Source organism: Exiguobacterium sp. s56 (assembly GCF_018618255.1).
Lineage (GTDB): Bacteria > Bacillota > Bacilli > Exiguobacteriales > Exiguobacteriaceae > Exiguobacterium > Exiguobacterium chiriqhucha.
Genome location: NZ_JACSLR010000003.1, coordinates 74,746 through 101,248, shown reverse-complemented (window position 1 = coordinate 101,248; position 26,503 = coordinate 74,746). Strand labels below are relative to the sequence as shown.

The 26,503-nt window shown below is 53.5% G+C and carries 22 protein-coding genes and 1 riboswitch; of the genes, 17 read left to right on the top strand and 5 right to left on the bottom strand.

Annotation, left to right across the window (positions count from 1 at the left end):
* Positions 1-6: 6 nt before the first annotated feature.
* From KNP71_RS04720 to KNP71_RS04695, 6 genes are read left to right on the top strand one after another with little or no spacing between them, the layout of a single operon-like run.
* On the top strand, positions 7-324 hold the full coding sequence (locus KNP71_RS04720) for an ArsR/SmtB family transcription factor (RefSeq protein WP_021066456.1): 318 nt from the start codon (positions 7-9) through the stop codon (positions 322-324).
* Positions 325-337: 13 nt separating this feature from the next.
* Complete coding sequence (gene arsD, locus KNP71_RS04715) at positions 338-697, top strand: arsenite efflux transporter metallochaperone ArsD (RefSeq protein WP_029594925.1); 360 nt, start codon at positions 338-340, stop codon at positions 695-697.
* A gap of 14 nt (positions 698-711) precedes the next feature.
* Positions 712-2,469, top strand: a complete 1,758-nt coding sequence (arsA, locus tag KNP71_RS04710) for an arsenical pump-driving ATPase (protein WP_353049133.1) — start codon at positions 712-714, stop codon at positions 2,467-2,469.
* Positions 2,466-2,744: a hypothetical protein gene (locus KNP71_RS04705; RefSeq protein WP_021066459.1), complete on the top strand. Its 279-nt coding sequence runs from the start codon at positions 2,466-2,468 to the stop codon at positions 2,742-2,744. Before arsA ends, KNP71_RS04705 begins: the two co-directional genes overlap by 4 nt.
* Before the next feature lie 30 nt (positions 2,745-2,774).
* Positions 2,775-4,061 (top strand): arsenic transporter, encoded by a 1,287-nt coding sequence (locus tag KNP71_RS04700; RefSeq protein WP_214830120.1) that lies wholly within the window; start codon positions 2,775-2,777, stop codon positions 4,059-4,061.
* Between the two features lie 12 nt (positions 4,062-4,073).
* Positions 4,074-5,732 (top strand): FAD-dependent oxidoreductase, encoded by a 1,659-nt coding sequence (locus KNP71_RS04695; RefSeq protein ID WP_214714122.1) that lies wholly within the window; start codon positions 4,074-4,076, stop codon positions 5,730-5,732.
* A gap of 182 nt (positions 5,733-5,914) precedes the next feature.
* Here KNP71_RS04695 and KNP71_RS04690 read toward each other — a convergent pair whose 3' ends face one another.
* A complete protein-coding gene (locus KNP71_RS04690; RefSeq protein ID WP_214830119.1) occupies positions 5,915-7,045 on the bottom strand; it encodes a GGDEF domain-containing protein in 1,131 nt (376 codons plus the stop codon).
* A 214-nt stretch (positions 7,046-7,259) separates the two neighbouring features.
* Here KNP71_RS04690 and pulA point away from each other — a divergent pair, with 214 nt between their 5' ends.
* The 8 genes from pulA to KNP71_RS04650 all read left to right on the top strand — a co-directional run bounded on the left by pulA (position 7,260) and on the right by KNP71_RS04650 (position 17,197).
* On the top strand, positions 7,260-10,181 hold the full coding sequence (pulA, locus tag KNP71_RS04685; protein ID WP_029594931.1) for a type I pullulanase: 2,922 nt from the start codon (positions 7,260-7,262) through the stop codon (positions 10,179-10,181).
* A gap of 226 nt (positions 10,182-10,407) precedes the next feature.
* Positions 10,408-11,577 carry a PAS domain-containing protein gene (locus KNP71_RS04680; RefSeq protein ID WP_214830118.1) on the top strand — a complete coding sequence of 390 codons (1,170 nt, stop codon included), beginning with the start codon at positions 10,408-10,410 and terminating at the stop codon, positions 11,575-11,577.
* On the top strand, positions 11,574-13,259 hold the full coding sequence (locus tag KNP71_RS04675) for a putative bifunctional diguanylate cyclase/phosphodiesterase (protein ID WP_214830117.1): 1,686 nt from the start codon (positions 11,574-11,576) through the stop codon (positions 13,257-13,259). Before KNP71_RS04680 ends, KNP71_RS04675 begins: the two co-directional genes overlap by 4 nt.
* A 102-nt stretch (positions 13,260-13,361) precedes the next feature.
* A complete protein-coding gene (locus tag KNP71_RS04670; protein ID WP_058764326.1) occupies positions 13,362-14,435 on the top strand; it encodes a nitric oxide synthase oxygenase in 1,074 nt (357 codons plus the stop codon).
* 18 nt (positions 14,436-14,453) lie between these two features.
* On the top strand, positions 14,454-14,870 hold the full coding sequence (locus KNP71_RS04665; protein ID WP_236355703.1) for an RDD family protein: 417 nt from the start codon (positions 14,454-14,456) through the stop codon (positions 14,868-14,870).
* A gap of 132 nt (positions 14,871-15,002) precedes the next feature.
* Positions 15,003-15,854: a DegV family protein gene (locus KNP71_RS04660; protein WP_029594935.1), complete on the top strand. Its 852-nt coding sequence runs from the start codon at positions 15,003-15,005 to the stop codon at positions 15,852-15,854.
* Positions 15,855-15,873: 19 nt separating this feature from the next.
* Positions 15,874-16,197: a thioredoxin family protein gene (locus KNP71_RS04655; RefSeq protein ID WP_021066467.1), complete on the top strand. Its 324-nt coding sequence runs from the start codon at positions 15,874-15,876 to the stop codon at positions 16,195-16,197.
* 106 nt (positions 16,198-16,303) lie between these two features.
* The gene (locus KNP71_RS04650) at positions 16,304-17,197 is read left to right on the top strand and encodes a DUF5996 family protein (protein WP_214830116.1); all 894 of its coding nucleotides are present in this window, start codon (positions 16,304-16,306) and stop codon (positions 17,195-17,197) included.
* A gap of 34 nt (positions 17,198-17,231) precedes the next feature.
* On the opposite strand, the gene KNP71_RS04645 is transcribed toward KNP71_RS04650, so the two are convergent.
* The 3 genes from KNP71_RS04645 to KNP71_RS04635 form a co-directional block, all read right to left on the bottom strand.
* The gene (locus KNP71_RS04645; protein ID WP_241764574.1) at positions 17,232-17,960 is read right to left on the bottom strand and encodes a DUF4261 domain-containing protein; all 729 of its coding nucleotides are present in this window, start codon (positions 17,958-17,960) and stop codon (positions 17,232-17,234) included.
* Between the two features lie 86 nt (positions 17,961-18,046).
* Complete coding sequence (locus KNP71_RS04640) at positions 18,047-20,368, bottom strand: ABC transporter permease (protein ID WP_214830115.1); 2,322 nt, start codon at positions 20,366-20,368, stop codon at positions 18,047-18,049.
* A 5-nt stretch (positions 20,369-20,373) separates the two neighbouring features.
* Positions 20,374-21,072, bottom strand: coding sequence for an ABC transporter ATP-binding protein (locus KNP71_RS04635; RefSeq protein WP_021066471.1), 699 nt, complete (start codon positions 21,070-21,072; stop codon positions 20,374-20,376).
* 169 nt (positions 21,073-21,241) lie between these two features.
* On the opposite strand from KNP71_RS04635, the gene KNP71_RS04630 reads away from it, so the two are divergent.
* Together KNP71_RS04630 and KNP71_RS04625 are read left to right on the top strand one after the other, a co-directional pair.
* Positions 21,242-22,072: a DegV family protein gene (locus KNP71_RS04630; protein WP_021066472.1), complete on the top strand. Its 831-nt coding sequence runs from the start codon at positions 21,242-21,244 to the stop codon at positions 22,070-22,072.
* 128 nt (positions 22,073-22,200) lie between these two features.
* Entirely contained in the window at positions 22,201-23,883 is a 1,683-nt protein-coding gene (locus tag KNP71_RS04625) for a GGDEF domain-containing protein (RefSeq protein ID WP_131471896.1), read from the top strand.
* A 424-nt stretch (positions 23,884-24,307) separates the two neighbouring features.
* Here the strand turns inward: KNP71_RS04625 and KNP71_RS04620 are convergent, their stop codons facing one another.
* Positions 24,308-24,949, bottom strand: a complete 642-nt coding sequence (locus KNP71_RS04620) for a homing endonuclease associated repeat-containing protein (RefSeq protein ID WP_235045171.1) — start codon at positions 24,947-24,949, stop codon at positions 24,308-24,310.
* Between the two features lie 453 nt (positions 24,950-25,402).
* On the opposite strand from KNP71_RS04620, the gene KNP71_RS04615 reads away from it, so the two are divergent.
* Positions 25,403-26,215 (top strand): undecaprenyl-diphosphate phosphatase, encoded by an 813-nt coding sequence (locus KNP71_RS04615; protein WP_029594943.1) that lies wholly within the window; start codon positions 25,403-25,405, stop codon positions 26,213-26,215.
* A 94-nt stretch (positions 26,216-26,309) separates the two neighbouring features.
* Positions 26,310-26,452, top strand: a riboswitch (FMN riboswitch).
* The last annotated feature ends 51 nt before the right edge of the window (positions 26,453-26,503 follow it).

Here is a 26,503-nt window from a genome sequence, read left to right as displayed (position 1 = left end):
ATGACGATGCATACGGTAGATGATTTAAGTAAAGTGCTCAAAGTACTCGCCGATCCGACCCGTTTGACGATGCTCAAACAAATGCAAGGCGGAGAGCAATGTGCCTGCAGTTTTGTTGATTGTTTCGACATTTCGCAACCGGCCATCAGCCGCCACTTGAAGATGATGCGGCAAGCAGGGCTCCTGTTAGAGCGCCGCGACAAGCAATGGATTCACTATCGATTGAACGAGACGAGCCCATTCTACTCAATCGTCATCGATTTGCTCGACAAAATCGAGACGGTCGAGGCGAATTGTGACTGCGAAACGGACTGTGCGATTTAAGGAGGAGTCAACGATGAAACTTGAAGTATTCGAACCAGCCATGTGCTGCCCGACCGGACTTTGTGGTCCTTCAATCGATCCGGAGCTGACGCGGATTGCGACCATCCATTACGTATTAAAACAACGCGGCTTTGATGTGGCCCGTTATAACCTTGCCTCCGAGCCGAACCGATTCGTCGAGAACGTCCATGTTCAAGCTGAAATCGCGAACGGCCTTGAGACGCTCCCACTTACGGTCGTCGACGGTGCCGTCGTCAAACGAGGCGCTTACATGACGAACGAGGAGATTGCCGAGTTGACAGGACTCCCGGTCGAAGCGTTCGCGAAACAAGATGGCGAAAAGCCGAAAGTCCGCATCACGCTTAAAAAATAAGGAGGCGGGTCATGATGAATCGCTTTGATTTCACGACAATCGAACCAACGCGCTATGTGTTTTTGACCGGTAAAGGCGGTGTCGGCAAGACGTCGACTGCTTCGAGCCTCGCGTTGACGCTTGCTGACCGCGGTAAGCGAGTCTTGCTCGTGTCGACCGACCCTGCGAGCAACCTTCAGGACGTGTTCGAGATGGAGCTCGACGAGACACCACGCCTCGTCCCAGGAACCGGTCTGTTCATCGCGAACTTCGACCCGGAAGAGGCGGCGAAGCAGTACATGGAACGCATGGTCGGTCCTTATCGCGGTGTCCTTCCGGACGTGGCCATTCAGTCGATGGAAGAACAGCTGTCCGGCGCCTGTACGGTTGAGATCGCGGCGTTCGACCAGTTTACCGAGTTACTGACGTCTGAGTCGGCACGTGAGACATACGATCACGTCATCTTTGACACAGCCCCGACCGGTCACACGCTACGGTTGTTGACGTTGCCAAGTGCGTGGGACGAATTTTTAGAGACGAATACGACCGGCGCGTCTTGCCTTGGTCCGCTTGCTGGTCTGGCCGACAAGCAACAGCAATACAAACGGGCTGTCGAGACGCTCACCGACGGCAGCGAGACGACATTGTTGCTCGTCGCCCGTCCCGAGACATCGACGCTCGTCGAGGCGGCGCGTGCCGCGACCGAGCTTCACGCGATTGGCATCGAGCGGATGCAACTTGTCATCAACGGCGTCGTCGCATCAGACGAAGGGACGGACCGCTATACGAAACGGTTCATCGAGCGTCAACAACAGGCGCTCCATGAACTTCCGAAAGGTGTCGCCGACCTCGAGACGTTCACGCTGTCATATGCGTACGAGAACCTCGTCGGTGTCCCGGCGCTCCGACGCTGGGTGAACGGGGAGACGGCCACCGTCCCAAATACACGTTATGACACGAGTCATTATGGCTCAATCGACCGACTCGTCGATGAAATCGAGATGGATGGCCCGAGCGTCATCATGACGATGGGGAAAGGCGGGGTCGGCAAGACGACGCTCGCCTCGCTCGTTGCCGTCGCGCTCAGTGAGCGAGGACACGCCGTCCATTTGACGACGACAGACCCGGCCGCACATGTGGCTTTCACAATCGGCTTGGATGTCCCGGATACGTTCACCGTCGATGCGATTGACCCGAAAGTCGAGATCGAGAAGTACCGGATGGACGTGTTCCGGGAAGCGGGGGATCTGAACGACGAGCAGCGCATGATGCTCGAAGAGGACTTGCGTTCGCCGTGCACCGAAGAGATCGCCGTCTTCCGCGCCTTCGCTGATCAAGTGGCGAAAGCGAAAGACCGCTTCGTCGTCATCGATACGGCGCCGACGGGTCATACGCTTCTTCTCTTGGATGCGACTGAAAGTTATCACCGTGAACTCGAACGGTCGACCGGGGTCGTCCCGGAAGCGGTCCGCGACCTGTTACCAAAACTGCGCGATCCGAAACAGACGCACGTCATCATCACGACGCTGCCTGAAGCGACACCGGTTTATGAAGCCGAGCGACTCGTCGCTGACTTGGAACGGGCCGAGATTCAACCGTTCGCCTGGGTCGTCAACCAATCGTTCACACCGCTCGATGTGACAAGCAAGCTGCTTATGGCGAAAGTCGCGAGCGAGGCGCCTTGGCTCGAGCGTGTGAACGCCTATCCGCGACCGACGTTACTCGCATGGCAAGAACAACTGCCGGTCGGTTATCCGGCACTGTCACAACTACTCAAGGAGGAAGTTACATGAACATCACGAATGAAGCCATCGATTTTATGAAAGACGCATTGGTTGAAGAGGAAATAAAATCAGTTCGTATCTGTACGGAAGCCGGGTGCTGTGGACCGACGCTCGGTCTCATCGTCGCCGCTCCAGAAGCGACGGATGACGTCAAAGACTTCAACGGCCTCACGTTCGCCGTCGCGAACGACGCCGAAGCGATGGCGGAAAACGTCACGCTCGACGTCGAGTCGACGGAAGACGGTGTCAGCCTCGTGCTTCGCGGCTTGCAACAGACTTGCTAAAAAAATAGAGAATTATTGGAGGAACTCATTGTGCAGTGGATTGCTAGTATTATCTTTTTGGTGACGCTCTTCCTCATCATCAAGCAACCGAAAGGCCTCGGCATCGGTTACTCGGCGATGGGGATGGCGGTCATCGCCCTTCTCACCGGGGTCGTCAATTTGGATGACGTCGGTACTGTCTGGGGCATCATTTGGAACGCGACGTTCACGTTCATCGCCATCATCATCATCTCGCTCATTTTAGACGAGATTGGATTCTTTGAATGGGCTGCCTTACATATGGCCCGCATCGCCAAAGGCGGCGGCGTCAAGCTGTTCGTCTATATCACGCTACTCGGTGCGCTCGTCGCGGCGTTGTTCGCGAATGACGGGGCGGCGCTCATCTTGACGCCGATTGTCCTCGCCATGGTGCGGGCGCTCAAACTGCCGGATGCGGTCGTTTTGGCATACGTCATGGCGTCTGGATTCATCGCTGATACGGCGAGTCTGCCGTTCGTCGTCTCGAACCTCGTCAACATCGTCTCGGCCGACTTCTTCGGCATCGGTTTCGCCGAATATGCGGCGCGGATGGTGTTCGTCAACGTCTTCGCCGTTGCCGGAAGTTTGCTCGTCTTGTATTTGTATTTCAAAAAGGACATTCCGAAGCAATACGATTTATCGAAACTCGTCGAGCCGGCCTCGGTCATCAAAGACCATAAAATGTTCCGCTTGTCGTGGGTCGTGCTCGCACTTCTCGTCATCGGATACTTCACAAGTGACATCGTCGGCATCCCGGTCTCGCTCGTCGCGGGGATTATCTCGTTGTTCTTCCTGATCATGGCGAACCGTTCACCGGCCGTGCCGACCCGGTCCGTCCTACGCGGGGCGCCATGGGCGATCGTCTTCTTCTCGCTCGGGATGTATATCGTCGTCTACGGTCTGCAAAACGCGGGACTGACGCAAGTGCTCGCCAACTTCATCGACTGGTTCGCCGTGAACGCCTTCAGCGCTACGTTCGGGATGGGCTTCTTGGCCGCCATCTTGTCATCGGTGATGAACAATATGCCGACCGTCATGATTGACGCACTCGCCATTGATTTGACGAATACGACCGGTCAGATTCGGGAAGCACTCATCTATGCGAACGTCATCGGGTCCGATCTCGGTCCGAAAATCACACCGATTGGGTCACTCGCGACGTTGCTATGGCTCCACGTGCTCCGTACGAAAGGGCTTAAAATCGGTTGGGGTCAATACTTTAAAGTCGGGATCATCTTGACGATTCCAACGCTCGCCATCACGTTGCTTGGACTATACATCAGCCTACTACTTTACTAAGGAGTGTTTAATATGAAATTGGTCATCATCGGTTCAGTCGCCGCCGGTACATCGGTCGCGGCAAAAGCACGTCGTAACAACGAAGACGCACAGATTACGATCTACGACCGCGACTACGATATCTCGTACTCGGGTTGCGGTATTCCGTATTATGTCGGCGGCGAAGTCGAGTCGCGCGACGATTTGACGCCTCGCGATGCGGCATTCTTCAAGAAACGCTACAACATCGACGTCATGACACGTCATAACGTGACGGCAGTCGATGCCGACGCACAGACGGTCACGGTCGAGAACCTTGAGACGGGTGAATCGTTCACGGACAGCTATGATTCGTTGGTCCTCGCGACAGGTGCCTCGAGCATCATCCCGCCGATTCCGGGTGTCGATTCGGACAACGTGTTCCCAATCCGTAACATTCAGAACGCGGAAGCGACACGTAACTTCGTCGATGCGACGAACCCGAAGCATGCAACCATCATCGGCGCCGGGTTCATCGGCCTCGAGATGGCTGAGCAGCTCAAACTGCGCGGCGTCGAAGTTACGGTCATCGAGCGTTTCCCGCAAGTGATGCCACCACTCGATAAAGATATGGCTTGTCGCGTCGAGGATCACCTCGAGAAGAACGGGATCGAGCTCATGCTCGGGGAGACAGTGACAGAACTCGTCGGTGATGGTCATGTTGAACGCGTCGTCACGGAAAGTGGCAAGACGATTGATACGGACCTCGTCATCCTCTCCGTCGGTGTCCGTCCGAACACGGAACTCGCGAAGTCGATCGGTGTCACAATCGGCGAGACGGGTGCGATCGCCATCAATGAGCGGATGGAGACGAACGTGAAGAACGTCTATGCGGCCGGCGACGTCGCCGAAAGTTTCTCGCTCGTCACGGGCAAACCGATTTGGCGTCCGCTCGGTTCGACGGCGAACAAGATGGGTCGTGCTCTTGGTGACCTCATCACAGGAGGCGACCTTGAACACCGTGGCATCCTCGGCACAGGCATCTTCAAAGTGTTTGGCCAAGCCGTCGCCCAGACCGGTCTATCGGAACGTGAGGCCCGCGAGCTCGGGTATGACGTCGAAGTGCTCCATAACACGAAGCCGGACAAGCCGGCTTATATGGGCGGGAAAGACTTGACGATTAAAGCAATCGGCGACCGGGCGACACGCCAATTGCTCGGCGTTCAAATCGTCGGGTTCGAAGGTGTCGACAAGCGCATCGACGTGTTCGTCACGGCTATCACGTTTAAGGCGAAAGTCGATGACTTGTTCCATCTCGACCTCGCGTACGCTCCGCCGTTCTCGACGACGAAAGACCCGGTCATGTACACGGGCATGGCGCTCGCGAACAGTATGAATCAATCGGCGCGACTCATCACACCGGGTGAGCTGCAGAAGCGGATCGATGCGGGTGAAGACATGCAGATTATCGATACGCGTAAAGCTTCGCAGTTCGAAAAAGCATGTGTCGACTGTGCGGTCAACATCCCGCTCGGTAACTTGCGTGATGCCGCCAAGGACATGGAAAAAGACAAGCCGACCGTCGTCTATTGCAACGGCGGGGTGACGGGGAACGCGGCTCAAAACGTGCTCCGCAACCTCGGTTTCACCGACGTTTACAACTTGTCAGGTGGGAATAAAAATTATCAACTCTTTAAAAAATACGGGAACTAACACAGACGGCGTCCGAGCCATTCGGACGCCGTTTTTTGGTATGCTGAGAAGTGAGGTGAACAGGATATTATCGGGTGTTGCATGAGAAGGACGAAGAGTTCAAGCTGAGCTATCGTTGGTACTTAGAGGCGTTAGAAGAATGGAAGAAACTATAATGAACCCCTGATGCCGCGCATCAGGGGTTAGTTCGCTTTTTTTTCGTTCCACTTGCCGAGTCGGTTGCGTCCGCTCCGTTTGGCGACATATAAGCCGACGTCGGCTTTTTTAATCAGTTGGCTCGACGTGGCGATTTTGGACTCTGACGTGCTGGCGATGCCGATGGAGACGGTGACGTCAATGAAGGATCCGTCCGGCAATAAGAACGGCGTTTCGGCGATTTGCCGCAAATAGCGTTTGCCAATGACGAACCCTTGCGACAACGTGCAGTCAGCCAATAAAACCGAGAATTCTTCGCCGCCGTTGCGGCAGACCATGTCATCGGTCCGGGCCGTCTTCGTCAACCGGTTGCCTAATTCGACCAAGATGGCATCACCGGCATCATGGCCGTACGTATCGTTAATCGATTTGAAATGATCGATGTCGAGGAAGAGCAAGGCGACGTCTTGCGTTCCATTGAACACTTCCTCGTCGACGCGCTTCATCTCTTCTTCGAAGCGGCGGCGATTGCCAAGTCCGGTCAACGAGTCGGTGAAGGCCGCTTCTTTATATTTTGAAATGAGCCGTTCCGAGCGTTGGATTTTATGGATGCCCCCGTAGACGATATGGAGAAGGAATCCGGCCGAGTACCCGATGGTGATGAAGGCGAGGAGCGTCATCACATACATTTCGATTTGATTATAAGTGCTGACGTTTAACAGCGAGAACAACGAGATGAATCCGAGGCTGATCGCATTGACGATCCGGATGTCCCGCGCCGGTTTGATTCGTTCACGGAACCATAGGAAAGCGACAGCAATCGATGCGGCGAGCGTGTAGTCGAGAAACGTGATCAACAAAAGCGTCTCGATCAAGATGAACGGCAAAACGAGAATGCTCGCGACATACGTGATCCGTACACCCGGCAGGCCGAAATAGAGCGCCGACATGATGATGGGGACAAACCCGTATTGAAAGTCGGCCTGCGCGTTCCACAACACGCCGTGCAGGGTGATCACAATCGATAGCCCGGCAAGTAAGAAGGAGATGGTGACTTGACGCCGGAGCGGGAGCTTCGTCGTCACGCCCAGCTTCGTGAGGCGCGAAATAATATAGAGACCGACCAGCAACAGACTGGCGTTGGCGATCAAGTTGTTAATGAGGTTCGTAAGTGACATATATTTAAAATTCCTCCTCTAACTTCTATATACAGTCCATTAATCCGAAAATGCAATTATTTTCGGAATGGAAAATAGCGGAGGTTTCCCAAGTGATGGCGCAAAGAGGAAGGCGTTAGGTGTTTGTCTAGAAAAACATTGAATTCCGAAAAGGAAACGTTTACAATTTTTGTGTAAGCGTTTTCCTAAAATCATGCTACAAGGAGGGACCCACATGGTCAACAAGCGATGGAAACAGGCATGGGCAGTTGTGCTAACGTTTGCACTAGTGTTCTCAATGTTTCCGATGTCATCGTCCGCTCTCGATAAAGGCAAGTCGACGCTCGTCGTCGTTCACTATCAAGAGGCCCCGGACAATCAAACGGATTGGAACTTATGGCTTTGGGCGAATAACCCAGATTATTTCCCGAATAAAGCCTTCGCCTTCAACGGCGAGGACGATTTCGGAAAGGTGGCGGCCTACGAATTCCCGGTCGATTCACCTGAAAAGCTCGGTCTCATCGTCCGTACGGACAACTGGGAGAAAGATAAAGGGTCGGAGAACGACCGCTTCATCACGAGCGATATGATCAAAGACGGCGTTGCCGAAGTATGGATCAAGTCAGGGGACTCGAAAATCTATACGTCGAACCCAGACGGGGAGACGGCAGCAACGGACGTAGATATGAAAGTTCATTACTTCCGTTACGACAATACATACACGGACTGGGGTCTTTGGACATGGCCAGACGGTGGCGACGGTCAAAACATCAACTTCGATGAGACGGACGCCTTCGGCGGTGTCGCGAACGTGAAGTTTGCCAACCCGGACGCGAAGAAACTCATCGGACTCGTCACGAAAAAAGGCGAATGGGCCGAAAAAGACGGCACAGACCGTTTCGCGCTCAGCACGGCGAAAGAGATTTGGCTCGTCGAAGGGGATTCGACGATTTACTATTCAGAACCAGAAATCGATCGTTCACCGAAAATCGTCTCATTCGAGGCGGACACGTTCCGTCAAGCGGAGCTCACGCTCAACCGCGTCATCGACGAGAAGTTCTTGAGCGAATTGACGGTCGAAGGTGCGACCGTTGAATCGGTTGAGAAGTCAGGCGACAAGTCGGTCACCGTCCGTTTCAGTGCAGACATCGATTTGGCGGCGGTCATCACGGCGAAGCACCCGACGTTCGGAGATAAAGTACTCCAAGCGGGCGACGTCCTCCGGTCACCGGAGTTCGATGCGAAATACGCCTATGATGGCAAACTCGGCGTGACTTACAAGCAGTCAAAATCACAATTCGTCCTTTGGGCCCCGACGGCACAAGACGTGAAGCTCGAACTATGGAACATGCCGAAAACGCGTCCGGCTTCAGACAAAGACTTGAAGAAGACGATCTCGATGAAGCGTGGCGAGCGCGGCACATGGGTCGCGGACGTCCGTGGCGATTTGGACGGCATCGGCTACACGTACAACGTCAAGCACGCGTCCGGCAGCGTCCGCGCGGTCGATCCGTACGCGACAGCAGTCGGTGTGAACGGGGACCAAGGGGTCGTCGTCGACTTGAACGAGACGAAACCGAAACGTTGGAACTCGATGAAGCCGAAATTGGCGAAACGGACAGACGCCATCATCTATGAGACGCACGTTCGCGACTTGTCGATTTTCGACGTCACGTCAGACAAGTACGATTCAGGGATTAAAAACAAAGGCAAATATCTCGGTGTCGTCGAGCCAGGCACACGCCTCCTCGTCAACGGCAAGAAGACAGCCACAAAGACTGGCCTCGACCATATGAAAGACCTCGGTGTCACACACGTCCAGTTCATTCCGGTGTACGACTATAACACGGCCTCGGTCGATGAGACGAAACCGGATGCATCATACAACTGGGGGTATGACCCGAAAAACTATAACGCGCCGGAAGGCTCGTATTCGACGAATCCATATGATGCGAAAGTCCGGATTCGTGAGATGAAACAAATGATTCAAGGGCTCCATGACAACAACTTGCGCGCCGTCATGGATGTCGTCTATAACCACATGTTCGATGCGCAGGCGTCGAACTTGCATAAGATCGTCCCAGGTTACTACTACCGTTACACAGAGGGCGGCGACTTCGCGAACGGAACGGGCGTCGGCAACGACACTGCGTCTGAACGCAAGATGATGCAGAAGCTCATCGTCGACTCGGTCGTCTATTGGGCGCAAGAGTACCATTGGGACGGGTTCCGTTTCGATCTCATGGGCATCCATGACGTCAAGACGATGAACCAAGTCCGTTCGGCGTTGAACAAAGTGGATCCATCTATCCTCGTCTTCGGCGAAGGTTGGGACCTCAGCACGCCGCTCGACCCGGCGAAGAAAGCGAACCAGAAGAACGCATACAAGATGCCAGGCGTCGCACACTTCAACGACAACATCCGCGACGGCTTGAAAGGCAGTGTCTTCATCGACACGGACAACGGCTTCATCAACGGGAAAGCCGGCCTTGAGAACCGCATCAAGACAGGCATCGTCGGTGAAATCGATTATAGCGCCGACATCAAAGGCTTCACGAAAGAACCGACGCAAGCGATCACGTACGTCGAAGCGCACGACAACCACACGCTCTGGGACAAGCTTGAACTCACGAACCCAGAAACGTCGGAAGCGGACCGTACGAAGATGCACCGTCTCGCGTCGAGCATCCTCTTGACGAGCCAAGGAACAACGTTCATTCATGCAGGTCAAGAGTTCATGCGCACGAAAGAAGGCGACCACAACTCGTACAAATCGCCGGACCGCATTAACCAAATGGACTGGAAACGGGCCGCCGACCGTAAGGCGGACGTCCAGTACATGAAGGGCTTAATCGAAATGCGTAAAGATAACCCAGGTCTCCGCATGACGAAGGCGGTTGACGTGAAGAAAAACTTGAAATTCTACAAAGCCGAAGCGAACGTCATCAGCTACTCGATTGATGACAAAGCACCTGGCCAGAAGAAAGACTTGTTCATCACGCACAACGCCAACGCTAAGACGGTTAAAGTGAAATTGCCGAGCGGGCAATGGAACCTCATCGTCGATGGGAAACAAGCGGGCACGAAGACGATTAAACGCGTCTCGGGCACGGTCGATGTACCGGCCTACGGATCGGTCGTCGTGAAACAACGTTAAACGGGAGACCACGGACTCAATTGAGCCGTGGTCTTTTATGATGCTTGAAATAATGACATTAATTTCAAAATATGTACAAAAGAGAGATTATTCCCCTTATTTTCAAAAGTAGAAGCCTCCTTGACGGGTTCCATCTTATATAGAAGCCTCCTTGACGGGTTCCGTCTTATATAATCAAGGTAATACGACATTCATGTGACGTTCGTCACACCGGGGAGTGGTGGAAATGGGCTTCTTCCGACAATGGAAGCATGCATTGGAATCAAACGTTGAACAAATGGAACGTGGAGAACGAATCAATATCGATCCGCTCCTGTTAGATCAGTATCCAGATGCCGTCTATGTACTCGATCGAGAGTTAAGGCTCGTCGACTCGAATGAAAAACTGTCGCTTCTTTTCAACGGGGAAGAAGAACGGTTCGTCCATCCGGCATTATGGTTGCCTGAGACAGAAAGTGAACGGGTCCAGACGTTCCATCAACGGTCGCTCCAAGGCGAAACGGTGCATTATGAACTGCAAGTGCGGAACGAGGACGGTCGCTCGATACATCTGTCCATCACAAATACACCGCTCTATACAGGGCGGGTCATCACGGGCCTTTACGGCGTCGTCAAAGATTTGACGACACAGACGGAGTTGAGAGAACGTTACAATCGGATGAAAGTGAGCCGATCGCTATTCGAGCGGATCCCTGGGCTCATCTTGATTGAACTCGACCTTGAAACGGGCACGTTCTACCACTCTCCGCAAACCGGACAACTGCTTGGTTTGACAAAACGACAGCTCGCTGAGATGAAGCGGGAAGATTTTCGAAAATTGATTCATGAAGACGATCGGGGTGCGTTCGCGGCGGCAATCGAAACGTTGCTTCAAGACACCGAACAATTTGAATACGAGACGCAACTTCGCGCTTTTAATCCGAAAGTGGAACAGTATTTGGAGTTGATTGTAAAAGTCGGTATATCGAAAGATCGTAAAGCCGTCACATGGGCGATGTTTGACGTGACGAATCTCGTCACGGCCGAGGAAGAATTGACGAGAGAACGGTCGAAAGTAAGGCAGCTTTGCGAGATTGTCGACTCAGTCATTTTTGAGCGCTATTTTGAGTCAAAACAATTCAAGTTTTTGACGCCAGGATTCTCACTCATCTTTGGATATACGGAAGACCAATTCAACGCTCACCCGGATTACTGGCAAAAAGTCGTCGTTCCAGATGATATTCCAAAAATCAAACAAGCGCGGGAAGTGACACTGAACGGAAAACCATCGACGTTCTCGTATCGTATTTTCGCCAAAGGGAACGTCAAATGGATCGAAGAGAATCGGGAACCGATTTTTTCTGAGGGCGGAACGTCATCGGATTCCGGACGCTCGTCAAAGACATCACGCAGTTGAAAGAGCAACAAGAAGAGATTTGGCGTCTTGCCTCGCTCGATCCGATTACAAACATGCCGAATCGCGAGTCAATCACGGAGTCGGTATATCATTTGACTCGCAAGCGGGACCCGTTCACGCTATTCTCGCTATCGTTCAATCGGATTGCCGAGATCAATCATACGTTCGGCTACGAACTTGGCGACGAGTGGCGTGTGGCGACGGTGAACCAATTGATTCGCCTATTGCCGAAAGACGCCATGCTCGGGCATTTAGATGCGGATAACGTGCTCATCGTCTTGCCGCGACGCATGGAAGATCCCGAAGTGCTCGCGCTCGGGAAAAAGCTCGGCACGCTCTCGACCCATCGCTTCCGCGTTGACGTCTATGACTTATTCGCCCGCATTTCGATTGGGGTGAGCCGATATCCGGAAGACGGGGTGCAGGCGAGTGAGCTAATTAAACACGCCTGTATTGCCATGAACCGAGCCGACAAGAAAATCGGGGCTCAACTTGAACTGTATTCCTCACAAATGGACATTGAGTCATTAAAGCGATATGAACTGCTGCGGGATATGCGTGGTGCGCTTCAAAACAAAGAGTTTTATTTAATGTATCAACCGAAAGTGAACGCGTGGACCGGACAAATCGTGGGGGCCGAGGCACTCATGCGTTGGACGCATCCGACGTGGGGCTCCATCTCGCCGGCCGAATTCATACCGCTTGCTGAGGAGAGCAGCCTCCACCTCGACTTGACGAACTGGTTGATTGAAGAAGTGTGTCGCTACGTGATCATCCTCCCCAAAAAAATCCCAATCTCGATTAACGTGTCGGCTAAATATTTGTATCAAGAGCATTTCGAGCATGTGCTCGAGGACACGCTCGCCCGTCACCATATCCCCGCGAGCTATCTCGAGGTCGAAATCTCGGAGACATCGCTGTTAGAAGACGCCCAACAAATCACGCAAGCGTTCGAACGATTGAATGACCTCGGCATCCCAATCGCGTTCGACGATTTCGGGAAAGGTTACTCGTCGCTCGCATACTTGCAGGCGTATAGCGCTCAGACGATTAAAATCGACCGGGTGTTCGCCCACAACGTTAATCAAAGCCGGAAGGCCCAAGGAATCATTCGCAGTCTACTCCTCATCGCCGAGGAGTTCGGGATGAATGTCGTCGTCGAGGGTGTCGAGATGATGGACGACCTGCTCCGCCTCCGCGAATTTGGCTGTCACGTCATTCAAGGATTTATTTTCAGCCGTCCGCTCAAAGAGTCAGAGTTCGAACAAGCGCTCGAAGCTGGAACACTGACGCCGATCGAAGAGTATGTCGAGACGCTACCGTCGTCGAGTCGATTGATTCATGCGGGCATCACCATCACGCGCTTGCGCAATCGAGACGTCGCGGTTGGCACATCACCAATCGTCATCATGCGTCGCGGCTTCAAGGCCATCGCCTTTTACGGGTCAATCCGCTTACCGGTTGATAGTGATCTCAGCCTCGTCATCTTGCTTGACGATGGAATGGCACCATTCCCGATTCAAGTGAAGCGTTTGACCGAGCTTGCCAATGGCCTCTATCAATATGAGGCGTCATATGAACAGACGGTTGAACTTGAAAAACGATTGACTGCCTTGGAAAGCGAAAAACCACGAGGCTTTACGATTCAAAAAGCGAAAGACTTGATCGATCAGACAGACTGAAAGCGAGCCGATTGGCTCGCTTTTTCTGTACGCTAAAAGTAGAAACCCGTTATGATATTCTCTAAGATGAGAGGGACAGACTATATAGAGGAGATCGACAATATGGACATTCAGGTAGCCCGACACTTTTTCTCACAACTAGAAGGCGATCATTCGAAACGGCTACAGACGATTGCGGATGAGATTGAACGAACAGGATCGTATACGCTCACGACCGATGAGTTGACGGAAGGGGCAAAACTCGCCTGGCGCAACTCGAATCGATGTATCGGCCGTCTGTTTTGGCAGACGCTGAACGTTCGGGATGCCCGCGACGCAGAGACGTTCGACGACGTGTTCGAGGCGCTCGTCAGTCATTTACGGTATGCGACGAACGATGGCAAGATTCGCTCGACGATGACGGTGCTCCCGAATGAGTTTCGTTTGTTGAACGCGCAACTCATCCGGTACGCGGCGTATGAGACGGAGGACGGAATCATTGGCGACCCGCTATCCTTGACGATGACGCGACAGGCCGAACGACTCGGCTGGAGCGGGGCCGGGACCGAGTTTGACGTCTTGCCGCTGTTAATTACGGACGGGCGAGAGGTCCGGCTCTATGAACTGCCAGACGATGCGGTGCTCGAAGTCGAGATTCGGCATGAGGCGTACGACTTGTTCAACGGACGCATGATCAAGTGGCATGCCGTCCCGGCCATCGCCGATATGGAGCTTGAAATCGGTGGCCAGCGCTTCACATCAATCCCGTTCAACGGCTGGTATATGGAGACTGAGATTGGGGCGCGCAACTTGGCCGATACGGACCGCTATAATCTTTTGCCGCTCGTCGGCGCGTCGCTCGGTCTCGACACGTCGAAAGAGCGGACGCTTTGGCGCGACCGGGCCCTCGTCGAATTGAACGTGGCTGTCTTGCAGTCGTTCGAGCGGGCCGGGGTGACGATCGTCGACCACCACACGGCGGCAAAACAGTTCAAACGGTTCGAGAAGAACGAACAGGACGCAGGGCGCGACGTGACCGGCCAATGGAGCTGGCTCATCCCGCCGCTGTCACCCGCCGCGACGCACGTGTTCCACCGCCATTATGATGACAAAATTGTGACGCCCAACTTGTTCGCGCGTTCGGGTTGTCCGTTTTCGGCGTTTCAAGCGAAGGCAAAAGAGGAATCTAAAGCCTAGAACCGAAACGAGAGGATGATGAACGTGGCAGTCCCAATTTGGAAACGTGCCGTTGCTAGTCAAATTGACCAACTCATTTTTCAAACCCCAGCGAAACTCGTCGAGAAGACGATTCGGAAAAAGTTGTTTCCTGGAAAAGAAGTGAAACGTTACTATTTGCCGACGCTCGTGACGATGGCCGGGGAAGTGTACTTCCTGCTCAACAGAAATGGCCAGACGATCGGTGACCAAGTCGTCGGGATTAAAGTCGTCAGTCAAGACGGACGACCGCTCTCGCTCGAACAAGTCGTGAAGCGGACGTTGTATAAAGATGTCGTCTATCCGGCCACGCTCGGTCTCCCGTTGTTAAAAGCGTTGCAACAGATCAAGTCAGGCAAAGACATGGAATTGCCGCACGATGAGTTTGCCCATACAAAATTGATTTCGACACGATGAGTCGAAGCCGAAGACAGCGCGACGATGAGTCGGGCTGTCTTTTTCGTGCGAATCAGTCAGAAAGGAAGGATTTCGAAAAATAAGGTATAATGAGTTAGGAAAAAATTGAACGACCATTGGAGGATTTTTGTTATGACCAAAATCGCATGGATTACCGATAGTATGGCCAATTTCTCGAAAGAAGAGGCGGCCCGTCTCGGTGTCGATATCGTCCCGATTCAATTGATCGTCGACGGCAGCGGCTACAGCGAAGTGGACTTGTCGCTCGAAGACTTGCATCGCTATATGATCGACCAAAAGAAAGAAGCGAAGACGTCACAGCCGATCTTCGGTGACTTCATCGCCCGTTATGAACGTTTGAAAGAAGAAGGGTATGACTGCGCCATCGCCGTCCATTGCTCGAACGGCTTGAGCTCGACCGTGAAAAACTCGAGTGCGGCGGCCGAAGCGGCCGACTTCAAAGTGTACACGGTCGACTCGCACGCAGCGCTCGAGGAGCAGCAAGAACTCGTCCGTCTCGGTCTCGCCGCCGAGGCTGAAGGTAAGTCGGTCGAAGAAATCGTCGCCTTGCTCGAAGCGTGGCGTGACAAGAAGAACTTCTTCATGATTATCGGCAACATGGAAACGATGCGCCGCGGGGGTCGCGTCTCGTCAGGCGAGATGTTCCTTGCCAACATCCTTAACATCAAACCGATTATCACGCTCGATGAGACGGGGAAAGTCATCCCGTTCAAAAAAGCACGGTCGCTCAAGAAAGCCTACGCCGAGATGGTGACAGAGCTCGAACGTCGTCACGCCGCGAACGGCATTCATAACAACCGTGTCTTCGTTCAGACGGCGCTCGCTCCAGAGATGCAGGACAATATCGTCGCTCTCATCCAAGCGAAGTTGCCAGACATTGAAATCGTCAAGACGCGTTTCTGTCCGTCGATTGCGGTCCACGCAGGCTTTGAGACGGTCGGCATTCTCTGGCTCGACGCGTAACCATAAAGGAGGGAGTTTGATGGAAGCTGTCACCACACTCACTGCGTTACAAGACCGGATTGCGGACTCGGACCAATTGCTCGTCTACGTCTCGCATCCGACTTGTAGCGTCTGCCACTCGCTCAAACCGCAAGTCGAAGAGATGTTGACGGAGTTCCCCGATATCGAGGCGGTCGCCATCGATTCGGATCAGGTGCCGGAAATTGCCGGTGCCTACTCGATTTTCACGGTACCGGTCGTCCTGTTCTTCCTCGACGGCAGAGAGACGCTCCGCCGCGCCCGGTTCGTCCCGATCGGCGAGCTGACGCATCAACTCGAACGTCTCCAAGAGATGCGAGGCTAAATCCACAGACACGTGTCTGTGGATTTTTTTGGTTGTCGGAGCCGGACACGGGGAATCAGGAGAGTAGTTGCGTCACTTGTTCGAAAGAAGAAATGGGGAAACGCTCATGAATCTGATACGTCACTCTGAATGGGTCGACACGAAGCTCACGCTCCATCTCGTCTCGCAAATTCTCGGAAAAATCAAACTCGGGCTGGCCCCGCAAGAGCCACAGTGGGCTCACGTCACATTGCCGCTCACCGTGAACGGGTTTTCGACCGGGCCGCTCTGGAGCGGGGAGACGTTGTTCGAGATTGACGTCGACGTTGCGGCTGGAATCATTACGGTGCATGTCGAGTCCAATCGAACGATGTTCCCGCTTGAGGACGGGAAAACGCTCAAAACGTATTACATGGAAATCATCGGTACGCTTCAAGCGTCCGGAATCCGCCTTACCCTCAATCCGAAGACGCAGGAGATGCGAGAACTCAGATACTTGGACCGGGATGAGGCGCCGCTCGCTTACGATGCCGATGCTGCGCTGAAAGGGCTGCGTTTGTTCCAATACGCCGCACGGGAACAAGCGGCGTTTCTTGCCCCGCTCCGATGCCGGAAAGTGAAACCGGCCTTGTTTTGGGGCACGTTCGACGTCTCGTCGATGATCGTCTACGCGAAGTCCGAGCCGTTCCCGGAAGACAAACTGATCGAGAAGGCGGCGTTCGATGAGCACATGATCGAGTTCGGGTTTTGGCTCGGGGATGCGTCCGTCGACGTGCCGATGTACTTTATCTTGCCGTATCCGTTTCAATACACCGAACTCGCCTCGGAACGGCTTCAACCTGCGGACGCCTACTATGACGCCAACATGAGCGAATGTTTTCTGTCGCTGGAGAAGGTGAATCGGTCAAGTGACGTCCAAGCGTTCTTCCGGACATCGTTCGACCTGTTGAGTGAACAGCTCGGTTGGGAAGGGTGCGCACATTATTTCTTGCCGCTCGATATGCCGCCGCAACCAAAATAAGGGCCCACAGACGAAAGTCTGTGAGCCCTTGTTTTTATTCTGCTGCGACTTGTGGCACGAGGTAAATCAAGCCGAACGGGTTATGGAGCAAGTTGTCGATTGACGTCCGCTCGTCTTCACCCATCTCGACCGTGAACGTCTTGCCGTCCTCGAACGTGAAGCTGTCTCCGTCTCCGAACATCGAACCACCCGATATGAGGTGGAAGTTGAACGAGTGGACGACGTGAATCGCGTCTTCAATCTCGAGCGTGGCCGGTACGGCGACGTCGGCGTGACCGAACGCTTTCATGCCCCACGAGACGTAGGCGTCTTCTTCTTCCGTGATGGCCGTCAGAAGTGAGTAGTCGAGGGCGAGATCTTCTTCTTTCGACTCCTGCCATTCGTCTTTCGAGTAGGCAACACCAGCCGTCTCGACCATGACGCCGAGGCCGCCGGCGTTCAAGATGGCGTTGGCTGCACGGCGCGCCGCCGCAATGTCTGACACGTCATTGACGTCGACAATCAAATAGACGATGTGCGTATGGCGGGCGAGCCCTTTCGCGATTTTCGGCGTGAAGCCACCTGAACTGGCGTGAATCATCGCCTCGGCGAGGGCAGGGTCGCGCTCGACGACTTCGACCGTGAATGCTTTCCCAGTCTCGTCTTCTAACAGCAATAGGCCTGCCATCGTGTAGCCTTCGCTATGTAAACTGATTTGTTCGCTGACTGCCTCGCCCGATGACCAGTTTCCTGGGATGGCGAGCAATACTTGTGTACGGTTCATAAGAATCATCCTCTTCTTCTAATAGTCAGGCCCCTCACAGGGAGAGGCCCGGTCTCTTCTCTTATTATGCCCTATTTGGCGACAAATTATTCTTGATATGTCTTCAATACTTCTTGTAACGGGATTTGATCGATTTTCCGACGACTGATGAACGTACTCGCGAAGAAGAGGAGCGTCACCGCGCCGAGCGTATACAGCACGTACACCCATTCAAATTCGAGCGGCAGGACGAGGCCGTAATCTTCTGCGAACACGACGATGATGACCCGCAAGATGAGGAGGGCGATCGGGATGCTGAGGAGCGCAGAGGCGAGCGCGTACATGAAATAGCTGTTCAAAATCATCGAACGGACCTCACGCCGGTTATAGCCCATCACTTTCAACAGCGAGATGACGTAATAGTTTTTCTCGACCGTGAGCGCCGTCAAGACGAACAGGATACTGAAGGCGATTAACGCCGACCCGCCGATCATGACGTTCATCATCAAATTCATATATTCATTGATGGACTGGGACTGCTCGATGAGGCCGCTCCGAGAGATGATGGTCGGATAGTCCGTCTCGTCCGGCCGTTCGGTCGCGTAAATGCCGTTGAACAACTCGTCCGTCGTCCCGTCCGACAACTGTTCGCTGAGCGCCGCACGCGATAGATAGACGGTGTCCCCCATATACTCATCCGCGATGCCTCTAATCGGATACGACAGCGTCTCGTCTTCGAGTTCAATCTTGAGGGTGTCCCCGGTCTCGAGTCCGAGCTTCAAGGCAAGCGAGGCGCTCACGATGACCTCGTCTGCGGCAGGCGTCAAGTCATTCCCGTCTTCGTCTATAAGCCGATCGAGCGTGTTTGTCGCATCGAGCCCTTTCAACGTGACGAGCTTGTCTTCGACGAACGCGAACGGATAGGTGAGGAACGGTTCTTGTCCGTCACGAAGCGTAGGCTGCGTCGTCGTATACGCCTCGTACGCATAGTCGGCCTCATTCAATTCCCCGACGGTCATCCGATCGACGGCCCCGTTCATCATGAGGGCGAAGACGATGAGAAGGGTCGAGAACAGGATGCCGAGGAAGAAGATGATGAAACTGCCCGTGCTTTTGACGGCGTATAAATATTTGAACTTCGTCTTGCCGCGTGTGTTGCGGAGCATGCGGCTGACGATCCGACTGAGGCGGTTGAGCGATACGTTGTCGCGAGGTGACAACAAAGCGAGCGCGCTCTCACCCATGATTTTATAGATGACCGCCCCTGCGACGAGGGCGAAGAAGAAGAGCGGGGCGAAGACGGCCGTGAGAAAGACGAGCGGGCTTTGAGCGATGGTGATGGACGGCAATAGATAGAAATCGAGATACAGGTTTTTGAGCGGTTCGGCGAAATAGAGCCCGAGAAAGTAGCCGATGACGAGCATGATCGTCGCGAACACCAAGATGAGCACCAGATACGGTATGGCAATTTGGCGTCGGTTATACCCGATTGCTTTCAATAGACCGATTTGTCCGCGTTCGGCCTCGAGCATGTTCGAAATCAAGATGGCGACGATGATGACGGCGATGGAGACGATGAATAAGCTCAAGCCGAGCGCCATCGCTTTACCGGACGAGATTTCGCTATAGATCGCGCCGCTACGCATGATGTTCTCCGTCTCCATGACCGAGATGACGAACGGGAGCTCGATGTCCGTCACGACTGTCCCGTCGGCGGCACCAGCCAAACGGAACGATTCCGTGCCGGTCACTTCCTCGTAAGCGTTGTCCGTCATGAGGAGAAGCGTCTGAGTGCCCGGGTCGAGGTTAAAGTAATTTTCATCAAACAGCGGCAACGTATAGTCCGGGAACAGGACGAACCCGCTCACCGTGAACGGGCTGCCGAGGTCAATCGTGTCGCCGATGGCAATGTCGTTCTTCTCGGCGTATTTCGCATTGATGGCGACCTCGTCGTCTCGCACGGGGCGCTTGCCCGCTTCAAGATACGAGAGGTTGATGGCGTCCGCTTCTTTCAAGACGAGTCCGCGGTGCTCACTCGAGCCGAACGGATAGTTAATCAGCTTTGAGGCACGCAGTTCGAGCGTCGCGTTGCCCATGTCACGCTCGACGGCATCAATCCGCGCCGTGACCAACGCATCGAACGCCGCCTCGTCGACACGTTGCAAGTCCGATAGTGTATATCGACCTGAAGCGATGAAGTCGGCGAGGGCGGGGGCGGTTGCTTCTTCCGCGGTGACGCGGTTGAGCATCTCGACGGCAAAGTCTTCTTGATTCGATGACGCAAGATATTCCTCGGTCGGGACTTCGATGCCGCTGATGCCATAAAACATCATCGTGTACGTGAGCGAGCTCATGACGATGATGACGGCGATGGCGAGAAGCTGCATCCATTTACCGGCGAGCGTCTTCCATACATTTTTATAAAGCATCTGTCTCACCCCCAGTGGATGTCACGAGCAGATCGTTTAATCGGGTTGTGCGTCAATTCAATAATTCGACCCGAGTTCATTTTGATGACGTCATCGGCCATCTCGCTGATGCCGGTGTTGTGCGTGATGACGACGACGGTCTTGTCATACTCCTTGTTCAACCGTTCGAGCAGTTCGAGCACCCGTTTCGAGTTGTCCTCGTCGAGCGACCCCGTCGGTTCGTCACAGAAGACGATGGATGGATTTTTGGCGAGGCTGCGGGCGACCGAGACGCGCTGTTGTTCGCCACCGGACAGTTGGTACGGATACTTGTCGCGGGCGGCCGTCAGTCCGACCTGCTCAAGCAATTCATCGATTGGAAGTGGGTTGTCAGATAAATCGGCCCCGATTTGAATGTTTTCATAGACGGTCAGGTTTTGGAGCAGATTATACTGTTGAAAGATAAAGCCGAGATGGTCGCGCCGAAACGCGGTCATTTGTTCCGGGGACAACTTGGTCAGGACGGTATCACCGAACGTGATTGTCCCGGACGTCACCGTGTCGAGTCCGCTGATGACGTTCAACAGCGTGCTCTTGCCGCTCCCGCTCGGTCCCAGGATCACGACGAACGCGCCGTCCTGAATCGTCAACTCGATGTCTTTAAGCGCCGCCGTCTCGACATCCCCGGTCTTATAGATTTTATTGACGTGCTCGATGTGAATCATGCCGATTCCTCCTTTGTCCGATGCTATCTTTTACCCGTTTCAGGCGCATTGTGGACGGGAATATGTGAAACTTCAAGGGAATTCGATTTTTGAAAAAATAGTGAAACCGCTTCACCTGTGATAAAATAATATTACCAGGTACTAATTTTGATTGAAGGAGAGCCCTAACATGAAAATTGCTTATATTACGGACAGCACCGTTGTCCTTCCAGATTCGATTCAGCACCACCCGGACATCCATATCGTCCCGCTCTACGTCGTCAAAGGGGATCAACCGTATAAAGATGGGGTCGAGGTCGATGCCAAGACCGTGTACGAATGGATTGATGCGGGCGAACGCGTCTCGACGAGCCAACCGGCCATCGGCGACTTCGTCACATTGTATGAAGGAATCAAAGATCAGTATGACATGGGCATCGCCGTCCACTTGTCATCCGACTTGAGCGGCACGTATTCGGCATCGGTCCAAGGCGCAGAGATCGCCGAGTTCAAACTGCTCGCGATTGACTCGCGGGCCGGGATTTATACGATGGGACTCATGCTCGAAGAGTTGATTGAACGTGTCGAACGCGGTGACGCGCTCGAGGACGTCGAAGCGTATATGAAACAACGTGTCGAGGATGTCCGCATCGAGTTGATTTTGCAAAATTTGACGCAGATGCAAAAGGGCGGACGTATCTCGAAGTCGAAAGCGCTCATCGGCAACATGTTGCAGTTGAAACCGGTGCTCCGTTTCGAAGACGGGCTCATCGTTCCATATCAGACGGTCCGGACGTATAAAAAAGCGCAGGCCCAGCTATTTGAGGCACTCCGTCAAGCCATCGATTCAGGCGAGTGCACGGACGTCTCCATTTTCCACGGAAACGTGCCAGAGCTGGCCGAGTCGTGGAAACGTGAGCTCGGCGATAAAGCCAAGATTCGGGTCGACACGCTCGCACCGCTCCTCGGAGCACACACCGGATCAGGCTCAATCGGCATCTCGTTTTTAAAAGCGAAGTGATGACAAGATCGTGACGAGAGTCACGGTCTTTTTTTCATTGTCAAAACTTTCAAACAACGGCTGGAATCTTCAACCAAGAACCTTCATACTGTGTAAGAATGATAACGGATAAGGAAAGGGGGGAGACGATGCGATTTCGGAAGTACCTCGTCAGGAGCTGGTTCTCGTGGTCGATCGTCTTCATGGGGATTCTCTCCTATATGTGGCTCGGTATCGGGACGTTTGATTGGTCGTTGTTTTGGTTCATCTTTACGCTCGGTGCCCTGTTCGTGATGAATCCGCTCAAGCGGCGGCACTTGCACTTCACGTTCCATGAGATGTTTGTCTTTATGACGTTCTTCTTGTACGGTCTGCTCCCGGCCTTATTGATGGGACAGCTCCTGCTGCTCACATTCCAGGCCCGGACGTTCGCCAACAAAGTCGGGCGGCGACGATTTTTACATTTCTATCCGCTCAATACGTTGATTGAGGCGATGTTGCTCGTCTTACCAGGACTCGTCTACTTGCGGCTCGGCGGACAAATTGGTCCGAACGTCCATCTGCTCGAGCAAGGTACGGCGCTACTCGGTTTCTTCGCGATCTTGTTCCTCGTCCTCGGATTCAGTTTCCTCATGTCGCGGTTCTTGATCGGGGAACGGATTCCGCTCCCGATCATGTGGCGTCTGCTCCGATTCGACTGGCTCGTCATCTCGCTCGAGCTATTGTTCACGATGGTCGCAATCGAGGCGTTCCAGTTGTTCGGCTATACCGGCCTGATGGCGACGTTCCTCATTCTGTCGCTCCTCAAGATGGGGCTGTCCAAAGCGACGGAGACCGAGGAGACGCAGTCGAAAATCGACCAAGTCGAGCGTTTGAAAGAACAGCTCTACCGAGTCGACAACGAACAACTGCTCATCGAGAAGTTTTGGAACGGGTTAAGAGAAGTCGTCGAACTCGAACGTGGCTGGTTACAAGTCAATCGAACCGGCGACCGCACGTTCTATGACGTCAGCGGACGAAAGTCAAAACCGATTGCCGACGCCTTTACGCTCGAACGGCATCGGGATGCGGAAGAGCCGTACTTCGTGTACGATTCGCTCCATGAGTGGCATCCCGACCTGCAGGCACAACAGACCGAGTTACATCATTCGGCCCTCGTCATCCAGCCCGTTTCGAGCACGACGAACGCGGTCAGTTGCATGATTTCGACGACAGCGAACGGCGCGTATGAAGGGGCGATCGCCGTCGAGATTCATCGACTGTTGAAAACCTTGTCCTGGTCACTCGAACGGATTGACGAGCGCAACCGGCTCCAGCATGAGAGTCTGACCGACCCGATGACAGGGCTGCCGAACCAGCGGGCGCTCAAACGTTGGACGAAGGAGCGGTTGAACGACATTGCCTCGTATCCGTTGTCCGTGTTCTTGGTCGACTTGGATCATTTCAAGGCGATTAACGATACGTATGGCCATGCGTTCGGGGATGAAGTGTTAATCGAGGCCGGGGCGCTGTTCAGTCGTCTCGTCCGAAGCGGTGACCTCGTCACGCGTTACGGCGGCGAAGAGTTCGTGTTCGTCTTTCCGCGCATGGATGAGGCGGCTGCCATCGTGACGGGGGAGAAGATCCGCCAAGCGCTCCGCGCCCATCCGTTCGGCTCCGAAGGGATCCGCGTCCAAGTGACGGCGAGCATCGGCATCGAGACGATCCACGAGTATGACGACCTCGACACGCTACTCCGCCACGCCGACCGCGCCATGTACGTCGGTGCAAAATTCAACGGCCGGGACCGTGTCGCCCATTATCGCGATACGTCGACGGAACGGATTCAATGATGAAAGAGAACACCAATAAGCCGGTGTTCTTCTTTTTCGTCTAATCAACATGAACGATGTTCGACCGACGCCCTCCGTTCCTGGGGCGATGCGGATGACTCCGCAGCGCATGCCGCGCTTTACGGGGTCATCCTTGCATTGCTCTCCCCTAGGAGTTCGGGCACCGGCCAAGGCATCGTTCAACAAATATTGAACGAACTTCCATGTCTGACACGGGACATTGATGTACCGTGGCGCGTTCGATGCGCTCGTCCGTCGGCGCCCCGACTCTTGCAGGATAGCAATCCGACGGAGACCCAGCAGCGTAAGCGATGCGGCTCCGGGATTGCCTGCAGAAAGCGTGGGCGCCGAAAGGACGATGACGCAACATCTACAAAATAAAGGAGGACACCGGATACCCGGCGTCCTCCTTATGAATGAAAGATTATAATTTCTGATTGAAAATTTCTGACTCGACCGCGTGAATCGCAGCCGACCATGAACCGTAACGATGAAGAATTGCTTTCGTGGATGGTTTGTTGTTCCGTTTTGCCCATTCGCGATACGCTTCGAAGGAAAGAGAGAAGCCCATCTCGTGAATCGCTTCACGGAGTGCGGTGGAGAGCTCTGATTTCGAGTACGTCACACTCGCTTCAAGTCCGGCTTCGGCGCAGGCGTCATGCCACGAACCGAACGTCTTGACGATATGGTAATGGCTCGGTGCTTTCGGATGGAGCTTGCGCCATTCCTGATACTTTTTGAGCGTGATAATCGATCCCATGTCGCGCGAGTAGAGGGCGAGTGTCTCGATGATATCTTCACGCGTGTACTTTGGCATTTTGTCCGGGAGATCGACAGTCGCCTCTCCGTGCCATTCATAGCCGGCGATTGCAAGCGCCTCGGCCCATGACCCGAACTGTCGGATAATCGACTCGGGAGATGGCCAGCTTTGTTCCATCGCGAAGCGACGATACACAGAGCGTCGTGGACGTTCCTTCAACAAGTCGCCGAGCAGTCGAATACAGTGAATCATCCTCTGCTGTTCGGTGGACAAGTGGTGGGATTTAGTGGATAGCGTTTGACTCAATGATGGTTCCTCCTTCCATGGACTCATATCTGAACCGACAAAGATGACGAAGTTGCTTCTACAATCATACTATCGGCCAGTTTTTACAATTTATAAGTGCATTGTTCAAGTTTTTTTAAACCGATTTTATGAACGGGTAGGTCTAAAGTCCTGTTTATACTTTGAAAAAATGGTAACAGTTCTATTACAAATTTAATATTAAATGGGTTCAATTGTAAACAAAAAGTTTTATCGTGGCTAATATGTAATAATCTGTACGAAAAAGTACCCAACTGGCCAATGGGGTCATCACCGTCGCACCAGTTGAGTACTCTTCTATAATAAATTTAATTTTCAGACTAATCAAATGAAAGTTTTGAAAATAACGATTTTTTTTTGAAAGGGTGGTCAGTGAAACGAACGGTCTGCTAAAATAATGGAATTGATGTAAATAAGAAAAGAGGATGTTACGATATGACAATATGGTTATTTTATCTCCTACTCGGCTTGATTCAAGGGTTCACCGAGCCGATTCCAATCTCATCAAGCGGTCACTTGGTCATCTTCCAAGAGCTGTTTGATATCGAGTTACCGGGGCTCTCCTTCGAGATTTTCGTGAACTTTGCCTCGTTGCTCGCCGTGTTAACGATTTATCGGCAGGACGTCGTCCGTCTCGTCGTCAGTCTGTGGACGTTCTTGTTTAAAAAGGACCGCAGTGACGAGACGATGGTCGACGTCAAGTTCATTGGTCTCTTGCTCGTCGCCACGGTCCCAGCCGGTGTGCTCGGCGTCCTGTTCGGCGATTGGATTGGCGAGAAGCTCAGCGGCGTCGCCACGGTCGGTTATACGCTTATCCTGACCGGGGTCGCGCTCTGGTTCATCCGGAATATGCGAGGGAATAAAGGAGACGGCGGCATCACGCTCCGCGACGCCATCTTAATCGGTCTCGCTCAAGCGGTCGCGCTCATCCCAGGGATCAGTCGCTCCGGGGCGACAATCGTCATGGCGATGTTGCTCGGCATCAAACAAGAGTCGGCGCTTCGCTTCTCGTTCTTCCTGTTCATCCCGATCAGTCTCGGGGTGACGATTTTAGAGGGACCGGAGTTGTTCACGAATCCAGAAACACGTGATTTGTTCGGACCGCTCATCTTGGCGTTCATCGCCTCGTATGCGCTCACGGCCATCTCGCTCAAATGGTTCCAGCACATCATGGCGAAAGGCGAGCTCAAATACTTCTCCTTCTATTGCTGGGTTGTCGGACTCCTCGTCGTTTTATTCTTGGCTTGATTTACAAAGCGTTGCTCACACGAGCGGCGCTTTTTTTGCGCATTTCGTTTTGCCATCCATTTATTTTTGCGCTAAAGTGGAGACGTACAAACAAATATTCCTTCGGGGTCGGGTGAAAGTCCCAACCGGCGGTGATGGGCGCGAGCCTTAAGTCCGTGACCCGGTCGCACGTGTGCGAACGGTGGATCTAGTGCGATTCTAGAGCCGACAGTATAGTCTGGATGGGAGAAGGAAACATGACAGGTCCACGCGACCTGTAGTTCGTCGTACGTTTTTCTGTAAAGAAAA